The 18718-nt window shown below is 62.4% G+C and carries 27 protein-coding genes; 13 read left to right on the top strand and 14 right to left on the bottom strand.

The window, feature by feature from the left end:
- Positions 1-61: 61 nt before the first annotated feature.
- From ACZ5TH_RS00740 to ACZ5TH_RS00730, 3 genes are all read left to right on the top strand, one after another.
- Entirely contained in the window at positions 62-1060 is a 999-nt protein-coding gene (locus tag ACZ5TH_RS00740) for a 50S ribosomal protein L11 methyltransferase (RefSeq protein WP_464794270.1), read from the top strand.
- Positions 1061-1260: 200 nt separating this feature from the next.
- Positions 1261-1788 (top strand): porin family protein, encoded by a 528-nt coding sequence (locus tag ACZ5TH_RS00735; protein WP_460987473.1) that lies wholly within the window; start codon positions 1261-1263, stop codon positions 1786-1788.
- A gap of 146 nt (positions 1789-1934) precedes the next feature.
- Complete coding sequence (locus ACZ5TH_RS00730; protein ID WP_464794269.1) at positions 1935-2654, top strand: dienelactone hydrolase family protein; 720 nt, start codon at positions 1935-1937, stop codon at positions 2652-2654.
- Between the two features lie 30 nt (positions 2655-2684).
- On the opposite strand, the gene ACZ5TH_RS00725 is transcribed toward ACZ5TH_RS00730, so the two are convergent.
- On the bottom strand, positions 2685-3815 hold the full coding sequence (locus ACZ5TH_RS00725) for a M14 family metallopeptidase (protein WP_464794268.1): 1131 nt from the start codon (positions 3813-3815) through the stop codon (positions 2685-2687).
- Positions 3812-4408, bottom strand: a complete 597-nt coding sequence (locus ACZ5TH_RS00720; RefSeq protein WP_464794267.1) for a hypothetical protein — start codon at positions 4406-4408, stop codon at positions 3812-3814. The genes ACZ5TH_RS00725 and ACZ5TH_RS00720 overlap by 4 nt, the downstream gene beginning before the upstream one ends.
- A gap of 200 nt (positions 4409-4608) precedes the next feature.
- On the opposite strand from ACZ5TH_RS00720, the gene ykgO reads away from it, so the two are divergent.
- Both ykgO and ACZ5TH_RS00710 read left to right on the top strand, forming a co-directional pair.
- The gene (gene ykgO, locus ACZ5TH_RS00715; RefSeq protein WP_004210176.1) at positions 4609-4734 is read left to right on the top strand and encodes a type B 50S ribosomal protein L36; all 126 of its coding nucleotides are present in this window, start codon (positions 4609-4611) and stop codon (positions 4732-4734) included.
- Positions 4735-5367: an HAD family hydrolase gene (locus ACZ5TH_RS00710; protein WP_464794266.1), complete on the top strand. Its 633-nt coding sequence runs from the start codon at positions 4735-4737 to the stop codon at positions 5365-5367.
- On the opposite strand, the gene pyk is transcribed toward ACZ5TH_RS00710, so the two are convergent.
- A complete protein-coding gene (gene pyk, locus ACZ5TH_RS00705) occupies positions 5351-6802 on the bottom strand; it encodes a pyruvate kinase (RefSeq protein ID WP_449471167.1) in 1452 nt (483 codons plus the stop codon). The two genes, ACZ5TH_RS00710 and pyk, sit on opposite strands and share 17 nt — an antisense overlap.
- Positions 6803-6921: 119 nt before the next feature.
- On the opposite strand from pyk, the gene ACZ5TH_RS00700 reads away from it, so the two are divergent.
- The 5 genes from ACZ5TH_RS00700 to ruvC all read left to right on the top strand — a co-directional run bounded on the left by ACZ5TH_RS00700 (position 6922) and on the right by ruvC (position 9359).
- Positions 6922-7209, top strand: coding sequence for a DUF1244 domain-containing protein (locus ACZ5TH_RS00700; protein WP_449474587.1), 288 nt, complete (start codon positions 6922-6924; stop codon positions 7207-7209).
- 45 nt (positions 7210-7254) lie between these two features.
- Positions 7255-7497, top strand: coding sequence for a DUF2312 domain-containing protein (locus tag ACZ5TH_RS00695; RefSeq protein ID WP_449471166.1), 243 nt, complete (start codon positions 7255-7257; stop codon positions 7495-7497).
- A gap of 93 nt (positions 7498-7590) precedes the next feature.
- On the top strand, positions 7591-7917 hold the full coding sequence (locus tag ACZ5TH_RS00690) for a heavy metal-binding domain-containing protein (RefSeq protein ID WP_174525906.1): 327 nt from the start codon (positions 7591-7593) through the stop codon (positions 7915-7917).
- Positions 7918-7981: 64 nt separating this feature from the next.
- Positions 7982-8725 carry a YebC/PmpR family DNA-binding transcriptional regulator gene (locus ACZ5TH_RS00685; protein ID WP_449471164.1) on the top strand — a complete coding sequence of 248 codons (744 nt, stop codon included), beginning with the start codon at positions 7982-7984 and terminating at the stop codon, positions 8723-8725.
- 142 nt (positions 8726-8867) lie between these two features.
- Entirely contained in the window at positions 8868-9359 is a 492-nt protein-coding gene (gene ruvC / locus ACZ5TH_RS00680; RefSeq protein ID WP_464778938.1) for a crossover junction endodeoxyribonuclease RuvC, read from the top strand.
- 67 nt (positions 9360-9426) lie between these two features.
- Here ruvC and ACZ5TH_RS00675 read toward each other — a convergent pair whose 3' ends face one another.
- The 5 genes from ACZ5TH_RS00675 to ACZ5TH_RS00655 all read right to left on the bottom strand — a co-directional run bounded on the left by ACZ5TH_RS00675 (position 9427) and on the right by ACZ5TH_RS00655 (position 12064).
- Complete coding sequence (locus ACZ5TH_RS00675; protein WP_464794265.1) at positions 9427-9705, bottom strand: DUF2218 domain-containing protein; 279 nt, start codon at positions 9703-9705, stop codon at positions 9427-9429.
- Positions 9702-9827, bottom strand: a complete 126-nt coding sequence (locus ACZ5TH_RS00670; protein ID WP_464771852.1) for a hypothetical protein — start codon at positions 9825-9827, stop codon at positions 9702-9704. Before ACZ5TH_RS00670 ends, ACZ5TH_RS00675 begins: the two co-directional genes overlap by 4 nt.
- A gap of 89 nt (positions 9828-9916) precedes the next feature.
- On the bottom strand, positions 9917-10471 hold the full coding sequence (locus ACZ5TH_RS00665; RefSeq protein ID WP_449471158.1) for a nucleotide exchange factor GrpE: 555 nt from the start codon (positions 10469-10471) through the stop codon (positions 9917-9919).
- Positions 10468-11511: a heat-inducible transcriptional repressor HrcA gene (gene hrcA, locus ACZ5TH_RS00660; RefSeq protein WP_449471157.1), complete on the bottom strand. Its 1044-nt coding sequence runs from the start codon at positions 11509-11511 to the stop codon at positions 10468-10470. The genes ACZ5TH_RS00665 and hrcA overlap by 4 nt, the downstream gene beginning before the upstream one ends.
- A 43-nt stretch (positions 11512-11554) precedes the next feature.
- Entirely contained in the window at positions 11555-12064 is a 510-nt protein-coding gene (locus ACZ5TH_RS00655; protein ID WP_464794264.1) for a DUF6438 domain-containing protein, read from the bottom strand.
- Positions 12065-12158: 94 nt separating this feature from the next.
- Here ACZ5TH_RS00655 and rph point away from each other — a divergent pair, with 94 nt between their 5' ends.
- Positions 12159-12875, top strand: coding sequence for a ribonuclease PH (rph, locus tag ACZ5TH_RS00650; protein ID WP_464771848.1), 717 nt, complete (start codon positions 12159-12161; stop codon positions 12873-12875).
- A gap of 99 nt (positions 12876-12974) precedes the next feature.
- The gene (gene rdgB / locus ACZ5TH_RS00645) at positions 12975-13604 is read left to right on the top strand and encodes an RdgB/HAM1 family non-canonical purine NTP pyrophosphatase (protein WP_464794263.1); all 630 of its coding nucleotides are present in this window, start codon (positions 12975-12977) and stop codon (positions 13602-13604) included.
- Between the two features lie 15 nt (positions 13605-13619).
- Here the strand turns inward: rdgB and ACZ5TH_RS00640 are convergent, their stop codons facing one another.
- A complete protein-coding gene (locus tag ACZ5TH_RS00640; protein ID WP_464794262.1) occupies positions 13620-14228 on the bottom strand; it encodes a CAP domain-containing protein in 609 nt (202 codons plus the stop codon).
- A 103-nt stretch (positions 14229-14331) separates the two neighbouring features.
- Here ACZ5TH_RS00640 and hemW point away from each other — a divergent pair, with 103 nt between their 5' ends.
- Positions 14332-15462, top strand: a complete 1131-nt coding sequence (gene hemW / locus ACZ5TH_RS00635; RefSeq protein WP_464794261.1) for a radical SAM family heme chaperone HemW — start codon at positions 14332-14334, stop codon at positions 15460-15462.
- A 10-nt stretch (positions 15463-15472) separates the two neighbouring features.
- On the opposite strand, the gene grxD is transcribed toward hemW, so the two are convergent.
- The 5 genes from grxD to leuC all read right to left on the bottom strand — a co-directional run bounded on the left by grxD (position 15473) and on the right by leuC (position 18660).
- Complete coding sequence (gene grxD / locus ACZ5TH_RS00630) at positions 15473-15805, bottom strand: Grx4 family monothiol glutaredoxin (RefSeq protein WP_449471149.1); 333 nt, start codon at positions 15803-15805, stop codon at positions 15473-15475.
- A 63-nt stretch (positions 15806-15868) separates the two neighbouring features.
- Positions 15869-16102: a BolA/IbaG family iron-sulfur metabolism protein gene (locus tag ACZ5TH_RS00625; RefSeq protein ID WP_176591755.1), complete on the bottom strand. Its 234-nt coding sequence runs from the start codon at positions 16100-16102 to the stop codon at positions 15869-15871.
- 18 nt (positions 16103-16120) lie between these two features.
- Entirely contained in the window at positions 16121-16444 is a 324-nt protein-coding gene (locus tag ACZ5TH_RS00620; protein WP_196225322.1) for a DUF1476 domain-containing protein, read from the bottom strand.
- 58 nt (positions 16445-16502) lie between these two features.
- Positions 16503-17096: a 3-isopropylmalate dehydratase small subunit gene (gene leuD / locus ACZ5TH_RS00615; protein WP_464794260.1), complete on the bottom strand. Its 594-nt coding sequence runs from the start codon at positions 17094-17096 to the stop codon at positions 16503-16505.
- Positions 17097-17205: 109 nt separating this feature from the next.
- Entirely contained in the window at positions 17206-18660 is a 1455-nt protein-coding gene (gene leuC, locus ACZ5TH_RS00610; protein WP_464794259.1) for a 3-isopropylmalate dehydratase large subunit, read from the bottom strand.
- Positions 18661-18718 lie beyond the last annotated feature (58 nt).

Here is an 18718-nt window from a genome sequence, read left to right as displayed (position 1 = left end):
GGAGAGCGACTGAAGCCCTCACGACTTCCCCTTCCCGCTTGAAGCTTCTAAAGGGCGCGGCATGACTGATGCCGCGCCCTCTTCCGTCCAAAGCTGGAAAGTCACCTTGCCCTGCACCCGTGCCGAGGCGGAGGCGTTGGACGGTGACATCGCGGGCTTCGCGCTCATGGACAAGCCGCCGGTGCTGATGACCAGCGAGGCCGCGCCGGATGATGAAAATGCCTGGCAGCTTGATGCCTATTTTGAAGGCAAACCCAGCCCCGCCGCGATCAAACTGCTCCGTACCCTGATCCCCAGCGCGGGCGGCACCAAGCCGCTGATCGAACAGTTGCCTGATGAGGATTGGGTAACCCTGAGCCAGCAAGGACTAGAGCCAGTCACGGCCGGACGCTTCCACATCCGCAATCTTGCCAGCAACGCGGAGCAGCCGGGCCACGTCAATTTCCTGATCGAAGCGAGCCGCGCCTTTGGCACCGGGCAGCATGAAACCACCGCAGGCTGCCTTCTGATGCTGGACCGCATGCGGCAGGTTGGCATGCGCTTTGGCAATGTGGCGGAGATTGGCACGGGCACCGGATTGCTCGCCTTTGCAGCGCTCCATTTGTGGCCCCATGCCTATACCACCGCTTCCGACATCGACCCGATCGCCGTCGACATCAGCGCGGAAAATGCCGCAGCCAACAACATCGCGGTCGGCAAGGGTCAAGGCCAACTGGCGCTGTATGTCGCGGCGGGCGTTGATCACCCTGCAATCGCGACGCGCGCGCCCTATGATCTGCTGATCGCGAACATACTCGCTGGCCCGTTGATCGAACTCGCCCCCTCGCTTTGCGCGCTCGTGGAGGAAGGGGGCACGATCCTGCTCGCTGGACTGCTGAAGGAACAGGCGGAGGCCGTTCTGTCAGCCTATCGGACTCAGGGCATGCGCCTTGCCGAGCGTGTGGACAATGGGGACTGGCCCACCTTGCGGCTGCGCAAGCGTCCCCGTATCGGCTGGAAACGCCCAACCCGGCTGGACAGGCAGGCGCGCGGTGAGGCGCCGGGGTTCGGCAGCCTCTAAAGCCGCACGAGCAATGGATGGCCCTTGCTCACTCATCCGGCTGACTAGGGCGCCGCGAACCCATTTCAAGACGTGATGCAACATTGCCACAGTTCGTTGTGCAATGCGGTATGTCGTTGTTTGTGATGCTTTACTCTTCCCGCTTAGGCTCCCTAAAGCGCGCTCAGACAACATCCGGTTACCCAGAAAAGGAGCCCCCCATGAAAAAACTGATCGCTTCGGCGTTGCTGCTTGCCAGCGTTTCCGCACCGGCCTTCGCTCAGGACGCCGTGCCCTTTTCCGGTCCCTATGTCGGCGCAGTCGTCGGTGTGGACCATGTCGATTTCAACTCGGTCGACCATGACAGCGGCCTGCTGTATGGCGGCGTGATCGGCTATGACGTCAACGTCAACGGCGCCGTGTTCGGCATCGAAGGCGAATATGCCGATTCCGACGTTAAGAAGTTCGGCGTTCGCACCGATCGCGACCTCTATGCCGGCGTCCGCATCGGCGGCGAAGTGGTGCCGAACGTCCTCGCCTATGCCAAGGGCGGCTACACCAATGCCCGCCTGGAAGACGCGCTGAACAACAACGTCAAGCTGGACGGCTACCGTCTGGGCGCCGGTCTGGAAACGACGGTTCAGGGCTTCATCGTTCGCGCTGAATATCGCTATTCGCGTTACGAGCAGATCGGTGGCGTGAACCCCGAGCGTCACCAGGGCGCGCTGATCCTCGGCTACCGTTTCTAAGACACGGCTATAGCAGAAAAAGAAGGGCGTCCCTCTCATGAGGGCGCCCTTTTCTTATACGCTCGAAAGTGACCGGCACCGCGACGCTTGCCACGCACTACCAGCGGCCTAATGTCGCCTTGCCATTCTCATCAGCGAGGCTTGCCATGACTATCTCTCGCCGCGTTACGGTTCATGAAGGCCCCGGTGGAACCTTCGAGAGCATGGCCGTCTTCGACGAAGACGCAGGCGCACCCCGGCCCGGCATCCTGCTTTTCCCTAATGCGCTGGGCACCAAGGAAGCGGACTTCGCCTACGCCGAAAAGGTCGTGGAACTGGGATACACGCTATTGGTCGCGGATATCTATGGTCAGGGCAAGCGAGCCAGCCGGGATGACCCCGACATGGCGCGCTACATGAACGAGGTGAATGCCGACCGCGCCCTGCTGCGTGACCGGCTCAATGCGGCTCATTCCGTCCTCAAATCACTTCCCGAAGCGGACGCGAGCCGGACGGCCGCGATCGGCTTCTGCTTCGGCGGCAAATGCGTGCTCGATCTGGCGCGCAGCGGCGCCGACATCGCGGGCGGCGTCAGCTTCCATGGGATTTATGACGCGCCAGCTTTTCCCAACGCCGCCATCAGGGCGAAGCTGTTGGTGTGTCACGGTTGGGACGATCCCTTGGCTCCCCCAGCGGCTACGGTGGCATTGGCCGACGAACTGACGAAAGCGGGATGCGATTGGCAGATCCATGCTTATGGGAACACCGGACACGCATTCACCGATAAGGCGGTGAACATGCCGGAAAAGGGCCTCGCCTACAGCCCCGACGCGGACCACCGCAGCTTCCGATCGATGAGGGACTTTCTCGCCGACCTGTTTAACTAGGTTGGCTGCTGTCAGGGCGTATCATCCAGCTCAAAGCTCCCCGATCATCTCCGCCAAAACCGCAAGGCAGTCCTTGGCAAGCTGCTTCGACCGTGCCGGGGACCAGCCAAATTCCGGATCGGGCAAATCATCATTGTCCTTGAAGGGCATCTCCAGCGTCATGGCGACCGCGCCGAAACGCTCGGCGACCTGATTGGTCGACATGGTCAGGTTGCCCTTGCCCGGCGCCGATGAGGGGTATCCGCGCGCCGTCTGGAAATCAGGCGTCCGGGCCGCGAGCGTATCCCGAAAGCGATTATAGAGGGCGAGTTGCCGGTCGCCGAGCGAAGGGATGCCTTCAAATCCCGCCAGGAACACTGCGGCGATAGCTTCGTCGCCATGCACGTCCATGGCGAAATCGACCCCCGTCCGGTCCATCTCCTGCCGGACAAGGAAGACTTCCGGGCTGCGGTCCATCGATGGCTCGTGCCATTCACGGTTGAGGTTCACGCCCGCCGCGTTAGTCCGCAGATGTCCCCGGCGGCTGCCATCAGGGTTCATGTTCGGCGCGATATGGAATGTCGCCTTGGTGCGGAGCAGCCGGGCGACGGCATCCTCCTCGTCGCAGAGCCGTTCCAGCGCGCCTTCCATCCACCACTGCGCCATCGTCTCGCCGGGATGCTGGCGGGCGTAGAGCCAGACCTGCTTAGGCCCGTCGCCCAGCGTCAGAAGGTCGAGGGGCTGCTTGTCGAGCGTCAGGCCCAATTCCCGATGCTCGACCCCCGGTTGGCAACCAGCCCAGGCAATCAGGTCGTGGTGCCGCTCCATCGAATAAGGCGCAAAATAGGCAACCCACAGCGCGTTGCGATCCGGCGAGAGGCTGATGGTGAGGACGCCATCGGCATAGCTGGTATCCGCCTGGGTCCAGACTTCCCGATCCTCGCTGATGCGCGCCTTATAGCCCGGCCAGCCATCCGGATAGGCGGAGGTCCCGCCATTGACGATAGCCAATTCCACTTCGCGCCCGGCAACGCCCGCGATGCGGAAGTGGAACCATTGGTAGAAGTCGCTTTGCCTGTCCTTGACGATCTCCAGCTCGGCCCGGACCCTGTCGCCAGTATCGATAATGGAAAGAACGCGAATATTGCCGCTGTCGAAGGCATTGCTGATCGAGATGGTCATTTCACGGTTATAGTGCGCCCCGATTCCCCCGGATAGCCCCCGATCAACGCACTGGCGAGCTTTTGCGCGGCGATACCGGGCTGAGCGGCGGGCGTACCCTCGCGCGCCTGGGTCAATGCCCGGCCTTCCCAGATCGTCGTCGAATCGGATCGCCTGCGGATCTGCACCTGCAACTCCGTCGTCACCATATCCTTCGGCCGTCCCGACAGGTTGATGCCGATACCCAAGCCCAGCCCTGAATAGCCGCCGCTGCCGACTGCTCCGCCAACGCCTACACTCACGGGCCTGCCATCATTGCCGTAGCCAGTCGGACGGAAAGATCGGCGGAAACCGACCGATGCCACATAGTCGCTGCGCGCTCCGGCAGGTGCGGCGATGAAACCCACACGCTGCAACTCCTGCTCGACAGCAGCGGCATAGGTCCGGAATTCGAGCCCTGCATCGGGATTCGCAGCCATTTCTTCCACCGCCAACGTTCCGCTTTGCGCCGGATTTCCGACATGGAAGCGGGTTACCTCGACGGGTGGCACCGCCGTCGCACATCCGGCGAGTGACAGGGCAAGGAATGAGGGAAGGAGTATCTGCTTGATCATGCTAATCTCCGACAAAGATGCGGCAGTCGATAGACGATGCCGAACCGGATATCCCTTCAACAGTTGAAGCCATGTCTTTGCTGCATATGGCATGAACGGGGCAAAAGTGCGGCCAGCCGCCCTTGACTTTCAGCCGCCCCACCCATAGGGGCTGCGCTTCGATTTTCCGATCACGCAAGATTCTTAGAAGGCTGACTTCCATGAAGATCCGCAACTCGCTCAAGTCGCTCAAGGGCCGTCACCGGGACAACCGCGTGATCCGCCGTCGCGGCCGTACCTATGTTATCAACAAGACCAATCGCCGCTTCAAGGCCCGCCAGGGCTAATTGAGCGAGCCGATCTCCGCCGTCATATTCGACGTCGGACAGGTTCTGTACCATTGGGAGCCTCGGCTCCTCTACGAGCGCCTGATCGATGATGATCGGGCGCTCGACGCGTTTCTGCGCGATGTCGTGTCGATGGAGTGGCATTGCCAGCACGACATGGGCCGTCCGTTCTCGGAAACCAGCGCTGAACTGATCGCCCGCCATCCAGAACATGAAGCGCTGATTCGGATATGGGGCGAGCGTTTCATCGACAGCGTACGGCCCGCCGTTGCAGGCATGGCGCAATTGGTCGGCGAATTGCGTGACCGGAGCGTCGCTCTCTATGGCCTCACCAATTTCAGCGCCGAATTCTGGCAGCCCTTTCACGCGCGGGAGGCGGATTTCTTCGCTAACTTTCGCGACATTCTGGTGTCTGGTGCCGAAGGGTTGGTCAAACCTGACCTCGCCATCTACCGCCTGGCGCTTAGCCGGTTTGGCCTGCGCGCCGACAAAACATTCTTCATCGATGATCGGGAAGAAAATGTCGCGGCGGCGGAAGCGCTGGGCATTCGCAGCCACCTCTTCCGGGACGCAGAGACCTTGCGCCGCGATCTTGCAGCGCAAGGCCTGCTACAGCTTAATCCCGCCCTGTAAGCTCATCGCCGCGAATGGCGGTGACATGCAGCACGTTGGTCGACCCCGGAGTGCCGAAGGGGACGCCTGCCAGCACCACGATCTTGCTGCCCTTCTGCGTCATATTATGCCGCAGCGCCATGCGCCGGGCCTTGCCCACCATTTCCTCGAACGTGTCGATATCCTTGGTGCGCACCGCATGCACGCCCCAGGTCAGACCCAGCTTGCGCGCCGTGTCGAGCCGGGGGGTGAGCGCCAGGATCGGCGTCAACGGACGCTCACGCGCCACCCGGCGAACCGTGCTGCCTGATGAGGTGAAGCAGGTGATCGCGCTGGCCCCAACGACCGAGACGATGCCCGCCGCCCCTTCCGCCAGCGCGTCGGCGGTGGTCGCGTCGGGCTTGGTTTCGGTGAAATGCAGCCGGGCGAAATAGCCGGGGTCACGCTCTACGCTGTGGGCGATGCTATCCATCATCGCGACCGCCTCTTCGGGCCAGTCACCCGCCGCCGTTTCCGCCGACAACATGATCGCGTCGGCGCCATCATAGACGGCGGTGGCGACGTCCGACACTTCGGCGCGCGTGGGCGTCGGCGCCTTGATCATCGATTCGAGCATCTGCGTCGCGACCACCACCGGGCGTCCCATGCGCCGTGCCGTCGCGACGATCTGCTTCTGAAGCGGCGGCACGGCCTGGGGCGGCAGTTCGACGCCCAGGTCGCCGCGCGCGACCATCACGCCATCGGCCAGCTCCAATATCTCCTCCAGCCGCTGGACCGCGGCGGGCTTCTCGATCTTCGCCATCAGCGCGCCATGGCCGCCCATCAGCTTGCGCGCTTCAGCGAGATCCTCGGGGCGCTGCACGAAACTCAAGGCAATCCAATCGCAGCCCTGCTCCACCGCAAAGCTCAGGTCGCGCCGGTCCTTCTCCGTCAAGGCGGGTACGGGAACGACCACATCGGGCACGTTGACGCCCTTGCGGTTCGACAGGGTGCCACCGACCTCGACCACCGTTTCGATCCGGTCATCGGACACATTCTTCACCCGCAGCACCAGCTTGCCGTCGTCCAGTAGCAGCCGGGTTTCAGGGACCAGCGCCGCGTAGATTTCCGGGTGTGGCAGGTTCACACGCCGTGCGTCGCCCGGCGTTTCGTCGCGGTCGAGTATGAAGGATGCACCCACCTCCAGAACGGCAAGGCCGCTCTTGAACGTACCGACGCGCAGCTTGGGCCCCTGCAAGTCGCCCAATATGGTCGTCGGCCGCCCGAATTCCTTTTCCAGCGCCCGGATGGACGCGATACGCGACGCATGATCCTCATGCGCTCCATGGCTCATGTTGATGCGGAAAGCGTCTGCCCCGGCGATGAACAGCGCGCGGATCACTTCCGGCGTGTCGCTCGCGGGGCCAAGGGTCGCCAAAATCCGGACCTTGCGCGAACGGGGCGGCAGTTTCGTCATTCTCAAAAAGCTCCTGGCCGTCATGGTCGCGCCCTGGCTTGCCAGAGCGCCGTTTTCGATTATCCCTACTGCACGACAGGATGATGTAGATCAGCGAAAGGATCGCCTTGGCCGACAATATGCTCAACGATGCGGTTGCCGCAACCGCCTTCCGCCGCCTGATTGCGCATTTGCAGCACAGGACCGACGTCCAGAACATCGATCTGATGGGAACGGCGGGCTTTTGCCGCAATTGCCTCGCCGATTGGATCGCGGAAGCCGACGGCAATTTGAGCAAGGACGAGGCGCGCGAAATCATCCACGGCATGCCCTTTTCGGAGTGGAAACAACGCCATCAGAGCGAGGCGACGCCGGAACAGATCGCAAAGATGCAGGAGAGTGTGGCGAAGAACGCTGACAATCATTAGGAGCGTGCGCCAACCCGATTCACATTCTATCCGGAGATACATTATATGAGCGAGGGCAACGTCGCCGCCGATCAGCTACGCCTTCTTATCGAACGCATCGAGCGGCTCGAGGAAGAGAAGAAAGGCATCGGCGACGATATCAAGGATGTGTATCTGGAGGCCAAGGCGACCGGCTATGATCCGAAGATCATGCGCCAGATCGTCCGCCTGCGCAAAATGCCGCAGCATGACCGGCAGGAAATGGAAGCTATTCTCCAAACCTATCTGTCCGCGCTCGGGATGGAATAATCCATCCCTCCCCGTTCGCCCTGAGCTTGTCGAAGGGCCTTTCTTCCTACAAGACAGGCCCCTCGACCGCATCAAGACGCAGGGAGACACGTCATGTCCGAGATAATCGTCAGCACCACCAGCCGCCTCGAAGGGCGTCCGGCAAAGGAATATCTCGGCATCGTCACCGGCGAGGTGATCGTGGGCGCCAACCTCTTCCGTGACCTGTTCGCTAGTGTGCGGGACATCGTCGGGGGCCGTTCGGGCGCTTATGAGGATGTCCTCCAGCGCGCCCGTGAACAGGCGATCGGCGAGATGCGGATGCGCGCGGCGACGCTGGGCGCCAATGCCGTGGTCGGGGTCGACCTCGATTATGAAGTGCTGGGGTCCAACGGGTCGATGCTGATGGTGTCGGCATCCGGCACCGCGATCCTCGTCTAGTTGCGCTTGGGCGGGACGCCCGCTAGAGAGCGCGCTTCGGATCAGACAAGTTTAGGAGCAGGCCGTGGCCGGCCATAGCAAATTCAAGAACATCATGCATCGCAAGGGCGCGCAGGACAAAAAGCGTTCCTCGATGTTCTCCAAGCTCAGCCGCGAAATCACCGTGGCGGCGAAGATGGGCATGCCCGACCCGGACATGAACCCGCGCCTCCGCCTTGCGATCAACGCGGCCAAGGCGCAGTCCATGCCCAAGGACAATATCCAGCGCGCCATCGACAAGGCGATCGGCGGCGACACGGAGAACTACGAGGAAATCCGCTACGAGGGCTACGGCCCCGGCGGCGTCGCCATCATCGTCGAGGCGCTGACCGACAACCGCAACCGTACCGCGACCAACGTCCGCACCGCCTTTTCCAAAAATGGCGGCAATCTGGGCGCGTCTGGCGCGGTCAGCCATGGCTTCGACCGCATGGGCCTGATCACCTATCCGGCAAGCGCTGGCGATGCCGATGCGATCTTCGAGGCTGCTCTGGAAGCGGGCGCGGACGATGTGTCGTCGAACGAAGACGAACATGAAATCTGGACCGCCATGGACGCGCTGCACGAAGTCGCCAAGGCGCTGGAAGGCAAGCTCGGCCCGGCCGAAGGCGCGAAGCTCGCCTGGAAGCCACAGACGACCGTCGAAGTCGATGAAGGCAGCGCCGCGACCCTGATGAAGCTGGTCGACACGCTGGAAGACGATGACGACGTCCAGACCGTGTGGGGCAATTATGAAGTGTCCGACGAGGTCATGGAGAAGCTGGGTTGATAAACACCCTCCCCTCTCCCCGGCGGGGAGAGGGTTGCCCGGCGTCGAGAATCCGGCTGCTACCTTCCCCTCTCCAAGTGCGGCTAACCGGCAAGCCGATAAGCCTCCCAATCCTCTCCCCTGAAGGGGCGAGGAAAAATCCATGATTATCCTTGGACTCGACCCCGGGCTTGGCACCACTGGCTGGGGCTTGATCGCGGCTGACGGCAATCGCCTCACGCACATCGCCAACGGGCAGATCAAGACCGACGCCGACATGGCGCTGGCGACGCGGCTGTTGGCGCTTGATCTCGCGCTCACTGACCTGATCCTTGAACATCAGCCCAATGGCGCGGCGGTCGAGGAAGTGTTCGTCAATGTGAACCCGCAATCAACGCTGAAGCTGGGGCAGGCACGCGGCGTCGTGCTACTTGCGGCATCCCGGTCGGGGATGGAGGTTGGCGAATATGCGGCGCGGCTTGTCAAAAAATCCGTCGTCGGCGTTGGCAACGCGTCGAAAGATCAGGTCCACGCCATGGTTTCGCGGCTGTTGCCGGGAGCCAAGGTTGCGGGACCGGATGCGTCCGATGCGCTCGCCGTGGCGATAACGCATGCCCATCACCTTGCCAGCGCGCGCCGTATTCCGCTCCGATGAGAGCGCAGACAAGCTTGGAAGCAAGATACCGGATCAAGTCCGGGATGACGGATGTGTTCTAAGGCGGTCACTGCCAATCGAAGCTTAGCGGGGCTTCCCGAAAGGCAAAGCGGTCGAGATGGTCGGCCACGACTTGCTGGAAACGTTCGACGTCAGCACCCTCCACCGGGTCGATAGCCACCGTCAGCGTGTCTTCGTCGGCAGCCATGCGGATCGGCCCCATAGGAAAGGCGATCACGCCCTGCTGCGCATCGAAGTCGGTTTCAAACTTGTGGCTCCAATGCTTGCACAGCTGCTGGAGATAGCGGCTGCCGTTTTTAGTCGGCACATTGGCGGTCAGGATCATGGGTCGAGCCTTTCGATCTGGCTGGCCGCTTCGTCGATCCGGGCGGCGACGTCGAACATGCTTTGGGAATCGGCGCCTTCCCTTTCAAGCCGCCCACGCACGGCCACGGAAAGATTGTGCATCACCCTTAGCACGGCCTTCTGCCGTCACGCGTATGAAAAACCCGCCAGATCAAGCCCGGCGGGTTTTTGGATTAGCTAGCGAATGGTCGTCAGTCGGGTTTCTTGGCAACACTCACCAAGGCCGGGCGCAGCAGGCGATCGCGGATCGTGTATCCCGCCTGCATCTCCACCAGCACTGTCCCCGGCTCGACATCATCCGACGGCACTTCCATCATCGCCTGATGCTTGTTGGGATCAAGCGGCTGTCCAACCGACACCAGCTTTTCGATGCCATTGCGGCCAAAGACGCCTTCCAGTTCCCGGCCCGTCGCTTCGAGGCCAGCGACCAGCCCCTTGAACTTTTCATCCTCGCGCAGTTCCGCCGGGATGGTTTGCAGCGCGCGCCCCAGATTGTCCGCCACCGAGAGCATGTCCCGCGCGAACGACGTCGTCGCATAGGCGCGCGTGTCGGCCAGTTCCTTTTCAAGCCGCCGACGGACATTCTGCGTTTCGGCATGGGCGTAGAGCGCGTCCTGCTTCGCCGCCGCCAGCTCACCCTCCAGCGCTGCAAGGCGTTCAGCAGCCGCATCGCCCACAGGCGCTGCGTCCTCGGGCAGTTCGTCAACGACTTCAGTATTTTCGATATTCAGCTTGTCTTCGCTCATCTCATCAATCTCGATAACGTCTGCGCAGTGAAATCCACCATGGGGATCACTCGCGCGTAGTTCAAGCGCGTCGGGCCAATGACGCCGACCACGCCGACAACACGGCCATCGCCGCCACGGTAAGGCGCGGCTATGACCGAAGAACCGGAGAGGGAAAAGAGCTTGTTTTCCGACCCGATGAAGATTTTCGTCGCGCTGCCCGCCAGCGCGCCTTCCAGCAGGCGCGAAATCTCCTGCTTGCCTTCCAGTTGTTCGAGCAACTGGCGCACCCGTTCCAGGTCGGCGGCGGTGCCATCATCCAGCAGATGCGCCTGACCGCGCACGATCAACACCGGACGGTCATCCGCATCCTGCGACCAGACAGCGATGCCGCGCGCCACCAGTTCCCGCGCCGCGCCCTGAAGCGCGGTTCGCTCGCCCTCCATCTCGCGACGCAGGGCTTCGCCCGCCTCCCTGAGCGTCATTCCGGCAAAGCGCGCGGACATGAAGTTCGCCGCTTCGTTCAGCATGCTGGGCGTCACGCCTGCGGGCATGTCGAGCACGCGGTTTTCTACAGAGCCGTCCTGTCCCACCAACACGGCCAGCGCCTGACGATCATTGAGCGGCACAAAGCCGAACTGGCGCATCACCGGCTCGCGCTTGGGCACCATGACGATTCCCGCGCAGGCAGAGAGGCCCGATAGCGCGGCAGTCGCTGCGGACAATGCTTCCTCGATCGGGCCACCCTCGGCAATGCCTGCCTCGATCGCGCGGCGTTCCTCGACCGAAGGCTCGGCAGCCTGCATCATGCCATCGACAAAAAGGCGCAATCCGGTTTCGGTCGGCATGCGCCCTGCCGAAGTGTGCGGGGCAGCCAGCAGTCCCAGTTCCTCCAGATCCTGCATGACGTTGCGGATCGATGCGGGCGACAGGCTGAGCGAGGCGATCTTGCTGATGGTGCGCGAACCCACGGGCAGGCCGGTTCCGAGATAGCTTTCGACCACCACCCGGAAAACGTCGCGCGCCCGCTCATTGAGTTCGGTAACCGGTGTGACCGCCATGCGCCCCTATCTAGGCGAGCGAAGGGCCGTACTCAAGCCGGGGCTATCTTACGGCGGACGGCTTCACCATCGCGTCGATGTCCAGCATCCGGGGAACGGCCGCAATGGTGGCACGCAGCTTTCCATAACCGGCGTCCATGCATCCCGACTGAAACTCCAGCCGGGTGGTCGGCTGCTGATCCCTGGTCCATTCGATGGTGTAGCCGGGCATGTCGGTCGCGAAGCGGGTGCAGTTCTCCCCATGGGTGATGCGCCGAACTGTTCCTGCAGGAGGCCGGAATTGCGCCAGCGCGGCGCGGAAACGGCGATATTGCGCTGGCGTGACGGTGAAGCGCGTCGCGCCCGGAACGGACGTGAACCGCTCAGGCTCCAGCAGGCCCGAGCCGTCAGGCGTCACCTGCAGGCTGTAACTGGGGCAAACGCCGAAACAGGGACCCGCCGAAAAGCGGATCGTGTCACCGCGGGCAGCGGGCTTTTCAAGTTCAACCCGCTCTGCCGCACAACCGGCTGTCAGGGCGGCGACCGCGAAAATCATCATCCGACGCAACTGCATGGGCGCTTCCTACCATCTTTCGCACGTATCGCCACTGGCAAGACGACGCTCCCAGCGCTAAGCCGCACCGACTGAACCCTTCGGAGAAAATTTTATGCGTCCTTCCGGCCGCGCGCCCGACCAGATGCGCGACATCACCATGGAGCCCGGCTTCACCATCCATGCCGAGGGCAGCTGCCTGGTCAGCTTCGGCGATACGCGGGTGCTGTGCACCGCTTCGGTGGAGGAAAAGGTGCCGCCCTTCCTGCGCGGCAAGGGGTCAGGCTGGGTGACGGCGGAATATGGCATGCTGCCCCGCGCCACCCATACGCGCGGCAGCCGTGAGGCGGCCAAGGGCAAGCAGTCGGGCCGCACGCAGGAAATTCAGCGTTTGATCGGCCGGTCGCTGCGCACCGTCGTTGATATGAAAAAGCTGGGCGAGCGGCAGATTGTTATCGATTGCGACGTGATCCAGGCCGATGGCGGCACCCGCACGGCGGCGATTTCCGGCAGCTGGGTCGCGCTGCGCATTGCCATCGACAAGCTGATCGCTTCAGGCGCGCTGGCCGAAGACCCGATCATCCAGAAGGTCGCGGCGATCAGCTGCGGAATCTATAATGGCACGCCGGTGCTGGACCTCGATTATGCCGAGGACAGCAATGCCGAAACTGACGCCAACCTGATCCTGACCGGCGATGGCAAGTTCGCCGAAGTGCAGGCGACGGCCGAGGGCGCCGCCTATGACGAGGAAGAATTGCTGCGCCTGCTGCGTTTGGCGCGCATCGGTTGCTCGCAAATCTTTGCTGCTCAGGACAAGGCGACAGGCCGCTAAGCGCGTTCATCCGTTCGTTTTGAGCGTTTCGAGAAATGCTATCTATGCACTGCGCGCTTCTCGACTATGCTCGAAGCGAATGGGGAGAATGACATAATCATGAGCGACGATTTCGGACAGGAACAGGCGATCCGCAAGCTGGGGCCGGGCAAGCTGGTGATCGCCAGCCATAATCCCGGCAAGGTTCGGGAAATCGGCGAACTGCTGGCGCCCTACGGGATCGAGACTGTGTCAGCGGCGGCGCTGGACCTGCCTGAGCCGGAGGAGACGGGCACGACCTTCATCGCCAATGCAGAGCTGAAGGCGATGCAGGCGGCCGATCTGTCGGGGCTTCCCGCGCTGGCGGATGATAGCGGGCTGTGCGTTGAGGCACTGAATGGTGATCCGGGCATCTTCTCCGCTCGCTGGGCGGGTGAAACCAAGGATTTCAGCATCGCGATGCAGCGCGTATGGGATGCGATCGAAGCCAAGGGGCCTGACGCCGGGCATGGTGCGCATTTCATCTGCGCGTTGGCGGTGGCGTGGCCTGACGGGCATGTCGAGGTGTTTGAGGGTCGGGTTGACGGCATCCTCATCTGGCCGCCGCGCGGGGACAAGGGCTTTGGCTATGACCCGATGTTCCAGCCGTTGGGCCACACGATCAGCTTTGGCGAGATGGAACCGGAAAAGAAGCATGCGATGAGCCATCGTGCGGATGCCTTCACGCAGCTAGTCGCGACGGTTTTCTAGAAAAGCAACGCGGGCTTATTCGCCCATGCTGGCCAGACGGGAGCCGAAGGGGCTGTCGTCTGCGTCCAGCGGGCCTTTGCCAAAGGCGTTGCCCGCTGGGAAATAGCGGCAGACGAGATAATCATAATTCTGCCCTTCGGCGAGGGCGCAGCCGACCTTTTGAGTGCCGCGCCAGATCATCTGCGTGTAATGGCCGACATCTTCCCAGCGGCCTGACATGCTGATGTCCGGCAGCTTGCCTCCGCGCCGGAACAGGCGCTTCTCGTCGAGGAAAGCACCGATCATCGTCTCATATCCGTAGAGACGCCGCGGACCCATCCAAAGATTTTCACCGCTGGGAACGGCGCGGGATGCGCGCGGGGAATGTTGGAAGCGGTTGGTCACGGCCATCTGCCGGGCATATTGGGCAGCATCCTGAGCGAGGGCGCTATCCCATGCCAACGGCGTGAGGCCCAGAGATTGGCGCTCGTCATTGTGCATGCCCAGTACGACGTCGCGCAGCAATAGGTTGCCGCGTTCCGCCTCTTCCATACCGTAATAGGCGGCGGGCATGACCGTCTGGGTCGGCGCCGCCCGGCCCAACGGGGAGGCTTTCGTGGGCTGATCAGCAATGATCCCTGTCATCGCGAGCGCTGCCATTGCTAGCCGTGCGGCCCAAAGCCGTCTAAGGACGCCCCCACTCATGCCCCTGCCCCCGATCGATTCCCCGGCCCCCGCGCCTGACCCTATGGCCTTATATGTGCACTGGCCATTTTGCGTTTCCAAATGTCCTTATTGCGATTTTAACAGCCATGTTCGCGCGGACATCGATACCGACGCCTGGCGGGCGGCGCTGCTGGAGGATCTGGCTCATGAAGCGGGGCTGACTGGCGGGCGGCCGCTCTCATCCATCTTTTTCGGCGGCGGAACGCCGTCGCTGATGCCGCCGGAAATCGTCTCGAACATCATCGACGCGGCCGCCAGCTACTGGCGGCCAACGGCAGACATGGAAATCACGCTGGAGGCTAATCCAAGTTCGGTGGAAGCAGCGCGCTTCGCCGATCTGGCGCGTGCGGGGGTGAACCGCGTGTCACTCGGGGTGCAGGCGCTGAATAATCAGGCGCTGCATTTTCTCGGCCGGGCGCATGATGTGGACGAGGCGCTGGCTGCGCTGGATGTCGCGCAGTCCGAATTCGACCGGGTGAACATGGACCTGATCTATGCTCGGCCTGAGCAGAGCGAGACGGATTGGGAGGCGGAGCTGGCGCGCGGCCTGTCCTTTGGCACCGATCACCTATCGCTTTATCAGTTGACGATCGAGCCGGGCACGCGGTTCGCCACGCTCGTTGCTCAGGGGAAGCTGACGCCTGCTGACCCGGACCATGCCGCAACCCTGTATGAACAGACACAGGACATGACCGCTGCCGCCGGTTTGCCCGCTTATGAAATCAGCAATCATGCGAAGCCCGGTCAGGAAAGCCGCCACAACCTCACCTATTGGCGATATGGCACCTATGCCGGGATCGGTCCCGGCGCGCATGGACGGCGCGAGGGGATGGCGACGCTTCGCCACAAGAAGCCGGAAAACTGGATGGGCGCGGTGGGCCGGAATGGCCACGGGCTGCAAAGCGAGGAAGTGCTGACGCCAGAAGATCGCGGGCGTGAAGCGCTGCTGATGGGATTGCGGCTTGCGGAGGGCGTCGATCTTGATCGCATCTCGGCGCTATCCGGTATCCCCGTCAGACAGTTGATCGATGAAGCTGCCATTGCGCGGCTCGCCCAGCTGGACCTGATCGAGCGCAAAGGGCAGCATCTGAAGATTACGCCAGCAGCCATGCTGCTACTGGACGCTATCCTTCCAGAGATCATTAAGGTCTGACTGCTGCGATTCAGTTAGCCGCTGCGACGCCTTCGTCGGTCATCAGCTGCTGAAGCTCACCAGCTTCATACATTTCCATCATGATGTCGCTGCCGCCGACAAATTCGCCCTTCACATAGAGCTGGGGGATGGTCGGCCAATCCGAAAAAGCCTTAATGCCCTGCCGAACCAGCTGGTCCTGCAGCACATCTACGGATTCATAGGCGACGCCCAGATGATCGAGGATGGCAATTGCACGACTGGAAAAACCACATTGCGGGAACAGAGGGGTGCCCTTCATGAAGAGCACGACGTCATTGCTATTCACAATATCGGCGATCCGTTGATGCACGGCGTCGGTCATGGTCGGTCCAGTCCTGTCGGGCGCTGAAAAATTGCAGGCAGCGCGCATGAAAAATGATAGCGGTTAGTTGGGAACGGCAGTGGTCAGTTGCAAGGCATGGAGCACGCCGCCCATGCGACCGCCAAGCGCAGCATAGACGGCGCGCTGTTGCGCGACCCGGCTCATGCCCCGGAAGCTTTCGGCTACGACGCGCGCCGCATAATGATCGCCATCACCGGCGAGGTCGGTAATTTCGACCTCCGCGTCCGGAATAGCCGCCCGGATCATGTCCGCAATATCGTCGGCAGCCATTGGCATGGGGCGTGTCCGTCCTGCTTACTGGGCTTCGATGAACTGGCGGCGCGCGATCACCTGCTGCTCTTCCAGAGCCGCTCGCACGCCTGGCTCGTCAATGTCTACGCCCGCCTGGGTCATGTCGCCCACCAGCTTGCGAATGACATCCTCATCACCGGCTTCCTCGAAATCGGCCTGCACTACGGATTTGGCGTAGGCGTCGGTCTCTTCCGGCGTCAGCCCCATTTTGACCGCCGCCCATTCGCCGAGCAGCCGATTCCGCCGCGCCTGAATGCGGAACTGCATTTCCTGGTCATGGGCGAACATATTTTCAAAGGCCTTTTCGCGATCATCGAAAGTCGTCATGCCTGTGCCTTGTCAAAAAGAAGCTGAAGTCTGGGATGAGATAGGAAGATCGGGACGGTTACGCAACGGCAGGAACAAGCCAGGGCCGCAGCCCGGCGTCCTTCGCCTCGAACTGGCTGATCGTGTCAGCCTGCCCCAGCGTCAACCCGATCTCGTCCAGCCCGCCAAGCAGGCAATGCTTGCGGAACGGGTCGATTTCGAACTGGAATCGATCCTGAAACTGCGTCGTGACCGTCTGATGTTCCAGATCGACATGGATGGGATCGGTCTTCGCGACCTCCATCAGCCGGTCGATCGCTTCCTGCGGCAGAACCACGGTAAGGATGCCGTTCTTGAAAGCGTTGCCGGAGAAAATGTCGGAAAAGCTGGGCGCGATCACCACCTTGATGCCAAGGTCAGCGAGCGCCCAAGCGGCATGTTCGCGGCTGGACCCGCAACCGAAATTGTCGCCCGCGATCAGGATCGGGCTGCCAGCAAATTCCGGATCGTCAAAGACGTTGCCCGGTTCCTTGCGCAGCACTTCGAACGCGCCCTTGCCAAGGCCCGAGCGCGAAATGGTCTTCAACCAATGCGCCGGAATGACGATGTCGGTATCGACATTCTTCATCCCGAACGGATAGGCCTTGCCCTCAACGATATTCAGCTTGTCCATCAATGCGCCCGCTTGGTCTCCAGGCGGCGGCTGTCTTCCGCACGCCCGAGGGTCGCCGCCATGGCGGCACTGGCCAGCGCGCCGAGCGCCAGCACCCAGAATACCTTCTTCATGCGACCACCTCTCCCTGTTTTTCGTTCAGCAATTCTCGCACGTCGGTCAGATGCCCGGTGATGGCGGCAGCGGCTGCCATGGCGGGGGATACGAGATGGGTGCGCGAACCGGGGCCTTGGCGGCCCATGAAGTTGCGGTTGCTGGTGGAAGCGCAGCGCTCTCCGGCAGGCACCTTGTCGGGATTCATGCCCAGACACGCAGAGCAACCGGGTTCGCGCCATTCGAACCCGGCATCGGTGAAGATGCGGTCGAGCCCTTCGGCTTCGGCTTGCTGCTTCACCAGACCCGATCCGGGAACGACCAGCGCCTGCTTGATGCCGCTGGCGATATGCTTGTCCTTCAGCAGGGCGGCGGCGGCGCGCAAATCTTCTATGCGGCTGTTGGTGCAGCTGCCGATGAAGATATGTTCGACGACCACGTCCTCCATCCGCTGTCCGGCGGTGAGGCCCATATAGTCGAGGGACTTCTGCGCGGCGGCGCGCTTGGACGCGTCGGCGAAGCTTTCCGGATCGGGAACGACGCCGGTCACGGGCACGACGTCCTCGGGGCTGGTGCCCCAGGTGACGTTGGGCACGATGTCGGCGGCCTCGATCACGATCGTCTTGTCGAACTGCGCGCCTTCATCGGTCGCCAGCGTCTTCCAATAGGCGACGGCGGCATCCCAATCGGCGCCCTTGGGCGCCATGGGGCGGCCCTTCAGATAGGCAACGGTCTTCTCATCCGGGGCGAACAGGCCCGAACGCGCGCCTGCCTCGATCGACATGTTGGCGACGGTCAGGCGGCCTTCGATCGACATGTCGCGGAAGACAGAGCCGCGATATTCCATGACGTAGCCGGTGCCGCCCGCCGTGCCGATACGGCCGCAGATGGCCAGCGCCACATCCTTGGGCGTAACGCCGAAGCCCAGTTCGCCTTCGACGACGACTTCCATGGTCTTCGATTGCTTGAGCAGCAGGGTCTGCGTGGCGAGCACATGCTCAACCTCGGAGGTGCCGATGCCGAAGGCCAGCGCGCCTAGCGCCCCGTGCGAGCTGGTGTGGCTGTCGCCACAGACCAGCGTCGTGCCCGGCAGGGTGAAGCCCTGCTCCGGCCCCACTACGTGAACAATCCCCTGTTCAAGATCCGCATCGCCGATCAGGCGAACGCCGAACTCCGGCGCATTTCTTTCCAGCGCGGCAAGCTGCTGCGCGCTTTCTGGATCGGCGATGGGGATGCGGTTGCCCTGCGCATCGCGGCGGGGCGTCGTGGGCAGATTGTGATCCGGAACAGCGAGCGTCAGATCGGGGCGGCGCACCGGGCGGCCCGCTATCCTTAGACCCTCGAAGGCCTGGGGACTCGTCACCTCATGTACGAGGTGGCGGTCGATATAGATGAGGCAGGTTCCATCGGGACGGCGTTCAACGACATGCGCGTCCCAAATCTTCTCGTACAGCGTGCGGGGCTTGACCATAACCCTTTCCCCCTAGACCCAGAGCGGGCGCGGCGAAAGGGGGCATGGGACCAATATT

The sequence above is a fragment of the Sphingobium sp. TomTYG73 genome (assembly GCF_055394245.1).
The sequence above is the reverse complement of the archived record's forward strand: the minus strand, read 5'-3'. Positions and strand labels throughout refer to the sequence as shown.